The following is a 4,370-nucleotide window of genomic DNA, read 5'->3' as shown; positions in this document are numbered from 1 at the left end:
TTAAGGCGAGGCAAACTGGTCGGAATTCTCATACCGCTAAAATAGCCCGGTCATGTCTGACGAACAAGTTGGCAATGTCGGACGTTTGTATCCAGCATTGCAACGGCGGCAAAGTCCCGCATTGCCGCCGCCCCTACCCTACTGGCCGAATGCCTCTTCCCTGCTCAAATGAGTGTTTGAGTAACTTAGCAACGCAGTCTTTGAATTTTGATGCCTTCAAAACGCGGAGGCGAGCTGAGTTAGCTTAGCCCCTCCACATCCACCCCAGAACCACAAACGCGGGACGACACTTGCGGCGAGCCTTGCTCAGTTTCAAATACTCATCTACAATTTTGAGTAAACACACAAATGAGGCAGAGCATGAGCATTCTTTCCGTCCTGAATCCCAAGGGTGGCAGCGGCAAGACCACCATCAGCACCAACCTCGCCAGATCGCTTCACGAGCGCGGCCACTCCGTCCTGATCGTGGACAGCGACCCACAAGGTAGTGCCCGAGACTGGCACGCCGCCAGCGAGGACAATCCTATCGAGCTGGTGGCGCTCGACCGTCCCAACAATGTCAAGACACTCACCAGCATGGCTGCGAATTACGACTATGTGGTGATCGACGGTGCGGCGAAACTGGAAGACATGATCGCGGCCTGCATCAAGGTCAGCGACTTCGTTCTGATCCCGGTTCAGCCATCGCCCTATGACATCTGGGCAGCGTCCGACCTAGTGGACTTCATCAAGGCCCGCCAGGAGGTCACAGACGGATCGCCCAGGGCGGGCTTTGTCGTTTCACGGATTGTGGAAGGCACCCGGCTTGGCAGCGATGTGAAAACCGCACTAGACGACTACGCTCTTCCGGTCTGCGACACGACGATCTCGCAGCGCCAGGTCTACCCACAGACGGCAGCGGAAGGTCTGACTGTCTTCGACGCTGATAACGCCAAGGCGAGGGCGGAGACCACCGCGCTCACCGACGAGATACTTTCGATGCTCACGTCCGCAACACGGGAGGTCGCATGATGGCTCTCTCTGCAAAACGCCCAAGCCGTGGCGATGAGGCCCGCAAACGCATCCTGCATGAGGTCACAGAGACCAGCGAGAAAAAGAAGCGTCTGAATGCCGAGATCGAGGAGACCTTGTATCGCAAGATCAAGATGCGCGCGGTTGAGGAGGGGCGCTCAATCTCTGATATCACACGCGATCTATGGTCTGAGTATTTGAGCAAGTGAGTGTTTGAGTAAATGTACTACCAGCCGTTTCGGCCGCGCTTCTTGAACCAGCTCTTGCAGAAGCCAAGAAAGGCAGCGTCAGGGTTCTTCGGCGGCTCTTTCTGTCTTGCGGCGTAGGTCCGCCATTCCCCGACCAGCACCTTGATATCCCATGTGGGGGCCAACTCTCGTGCCCGTTCGAGCGTATCTGGCGAGAGGGGCAGGACGTAGCCGCCAGTCAGCTTATCCTGTTCTGGCTTGGGTGCGTAGCTTTCGAGAAATTCAGGCTTCGGCTTTACCGTGAGGATATCGGCATCGAGCCGGAAGGCGTAATCCGGCATGTGGTTGTGTTCTTCGTCCGCCTTGCAGATCGCCCGGACGAGCCGTCGAAACTCTTTATCGGAGGACGTGGAGCCAGTTCGGTCCTTCAGCTTGTCCAGGCCGCACTTCCATTCCGGCTGCGTTCCGCATTGCTTGCGGGCCAGCTCATACAGGCGACGTTCCAGCGGCTTGCGGAGCTGGAAGTAGCGGCGGTTGAGCGTGAGAACATCGTCACCGGCGATGGCATTGAACACCCAGTCGGATAGGGTGACTTCAAGATCGAGCATTCGCCCGTCGCGAGTTTCCCGAACGATCCGGTAGCGGTCGATCAGGCTGAAGCCGTCGATCTGCTCCACGCCGCCGGTCGTAATGTTGGTTTCGATCTGCGTCCCTTGAAGGCGCTCTAGGGCGGCCTTGAGCCCTGTGTAGCCTGTCCCGGCAGTCGGCCGGTTTGTGGCAACCAGGAGATCATAGGCCTTGAAGCGCAAGGTTCTGTGGACTTGCTTCCCATCGTTTAGCGCCGCCATGACCTGAGAGATACAGTAGATCAGCACATCACGATCATGCACAGTCGCAAGCCCGATCATATTGGGCCGAATCTCAACGTAACTCTTTCCGTCCGTTGCTACATAGCGCCGCTTCTTTGTGTCCGGCTTCGTGGAGAGGGTGAAAATCGGATGCGCCATCGACGCCATGTCACCCTTCGGCGCGGCATCGAAAATGTCGCAGACGAAGAAATCCCCCTGAGCGTGCCGCAAGGGGAGGAGAGGCGTTCGATCCGGTTTCGTAATTTCACCCACCATAACTGCACTATTCGTAATATCACCCACCAGCGCAAGGGCTTCGTAGTATCACCCACCGAACGGCTTTCGTAAGATCACACACCATCTTTCGTAAGATCACACACCCTTTATCGTAATATCACCCACCAAAGGCCAAAAATGAGGCCGTTTTTCAAAGTTGATTCAGTTGCTTAGGGGGCAGCATGATTCTCGTAACACCTTCTATAACACATATATAACACCCAGCTTCACAGCCTGAGCCGACCCACTGGCCGCTTCGAGCAAAGCATCCCGCAACAAAAACGCCCCTCACCTTTGCAGGGGAAGGGCGCTCGGAGACATCTCCGTTCACGGCCATCGGCGTCCCCGCCTGTACCGCAAGGCCATCCTACCATGATATCTTTGTTCCACAAATATCCCGGAGGTGAATGCCCCTTTGGGGCAGAGGAGGCAGAGCCTCCTAGCCGCCTGCGGCGGCTAAGGTGCTGAGAAATGAAAAAAGCGGTCGACCGCTGTGCGTCATTCAACGTAGCGGACACAGACATTGGTATCCGTGCTTGTCGTGGTCCAGGCAAACCCCACCATCAGCTCGCATGTGAACCCATAGCTGGCCAGGAAGCGGGGCAACGTGACGGTCATCGCCAAAGCCAGAACGAGCGCACCCATACCCACCAAGGGCAGGCGGCGCTTGAACCGGTCGAGCTTCTGTTCGCGGTCCCAGAGCTGGCGCTGTGCGGCGGATCGGTCCTGTTCGGCTTCCTTGAGCACCGTCGCGGTGTGGTTCGAGGCGCGGATCAGGCCGCTGGCCACATCGTTCATCCGGTCGATGATCTTGCCCGTGCGGTCTTCCACCAATGTGACGGCGAAGTCCGCGTATTGCTCCGGCTCGGTCTGTTCCCGCGCGGCGAATGCCGCCTGCCGCGCCGCTATGGCGACTTCGCTCAGCCGGTTCAGCACCTTCGTCTGTTCATCCATCCGGTTCGACTGGCCCGCGAGCAGCGTGGCAATGTCATCGAGGCTCTTGTGGATTTCATCGTCGGAGAGGGCAGGGAATTCGGGTTGATCGGATTCTTGTGACATGGCGGCTCCTTTCCGGGGCTCAGGCGGCGTCCTGCGGGACGAAGAGCCCCCGGAACTCGGGATCGGCGTAGTAGCGCAGCTTTTGCGCCAGCGCCGAGGGCTGGCCCTGGACGCGCAGGAGTTGGACGTTCGGCGGCATCTGCATGATCTCATCGGGGGTGAGCAGATCGCGGCCGGTGAGGTGGTTGGAGAAGCTGGGGCCATCACCGGGCTTGAAGCTGTCGGTCTGGAAGCGGGAGGTTTCCTGGCCGATCATCTGGCTCAGCCATTTCGCCGTCTCGAAGTCGTTCACCCCGAACACCTGTTGCACCCCGGCATTGGCGATGAAGGTGTTTGCCCGGTCGCCGTAGAGATCACGGAGCTGGCTCATGTCCTGAAGGATCGGCCAGAGCTGTAGCCCATACCCCGCCATCAGCCCCATGGCGCGCTCCACGGCCTCCAGACGGCCGAGGGAGGCGAACTCGTCCAAAAGAAACAGCGTGGGGCTTCTCAGGCGTCCTGTAGCGCTCTGATGGGCCACAGGAGCCCCGGAAAGGGTAGGGGAGGCGTCTGGGGCCTCTTCAGGCGCTGACAGGGCCGCTGGTGCCCCGGTCGCGGCTTCTGCGTCCCGTGCGATGTCCTGAAGGGCTTGGGAGACGAGGAGGCGCAGCCAGCGGCTGTAGGCGTCCATCCGGTTGGGCGGCAGGACCAGAAAGACGGAGGTGATCCGGTGGCGCAGATCGGAGAAGGCGAAGTCCGACCGCGCCAGACACTTCGCGATGCGTGGGCTGTCGAGGAAATGGGTGTGGCGCTGTGCGTTCGAGAGGACCGAGGCGGCTTCCCGATCTGCCTTGCCAAGGAAGCGATTGGCAGCGCGGGAAATCAACCCGCCTGCGGCATCGCTGTCCTGTATCAGCTCCAGCAGCGCCCGAGGGATTGCCAAGTTGTTGTTCTTGGATTTTAAAGTTCTGATGTTCGGTCGATCACGTCACCATTTCGGCGGTGTAGT

5 protein-coding genes are annotated in these 4,370 nt (G+C 59.0%); 2 read left to right on the top strand and 3 right to left on the bottom strand.

Annotated features, from left to right (window positions below):
• The first annotated feature begins 360 nt into the window (after positions 1-360).
• Together parA and Q4577_RS23460 are read left to right on the top strand one after the other, a co-directional pair.
• Positions 361-1,011 (top strand): ParA family partition ATPase, encoded by a 651-nt coding sequence (gene parA, locus Q4577_RS23465; RefSeq protein ID WP_303473311.1) that lies wholly within the window; start codon positions 361-363, stop codon positions 1,009-1,011.
• Positions 1,008-1,220: a plasmid partition protein ParG gene (locus tag Q4577_RS23460; RefSeq protein ID WP_248160084.1), complete on the top strand. Its 213-nt coding sequence runs from the start codon at positions 1,008-1,010 to the stop codon at positions 1,218-1,220. The genes parA and Q4577_RS23460 overlap by 4 nt, the downstream gene beginning before the upstream one ends.
• Before the next feature lie 17 nt (positions 1,221-1,237).
• Here Q4577_RS23460 and Q4577_RS23455 read toward each other — a convergent pair whose 3' ends face one another.
• The 3 genes from Q4577_RS23455 to Q4577_RS23445 form a co-directional block, all read right to left on the bottom strand.
• Positions 1,238-2,323: a replication initiator protein A gene (locus Q4577_RS23455; RefSeq protein WP_303473307.1), complete on the bottom strand. Its 1,086-nt coding sequence runs from the start codon at positions 2,321-2,323 to the stop codon at positions 1,238-1,240.
• Between the two features lie 498 nt (positions 2,324-2,821).
• Entirely contained in the window at positions 2,822-3,382 is a 561-nt protein-coding gene (locus Q4577_RS23450) for a hypothetical protein (RefSeq protein WP_303473305.1), read from the bottom strand.
• A gap of 19 nt (positions 3,383-3,401) precedes the next feature.
• Entirely contained in the window at positions 3,402-4,304 is a 903-nt protein-coding gene (locus tag Q4577_RS23445; RefSeq protein ID WP_303473304.1) for a type IV secretory system conjugative DNA transfer family protein, read from the bottom strand.
• Between the last annotated feature and the right edge of the window lie 66 nt (positions 4,305-4,370).

The organism is Marinovum sp. 2_MG-2023, assembly GCF_030548265.1.
GTDB lineage: Bacteria > Pseudomonadota > Alphaproteobacteria > Rhodobacterales > Rhodobacteraceae > Marinovum.
Note: the sequence above shows the minus strand (reverse complement) of the source record. Positions and strands in the feature narration are given on the sequence as shown.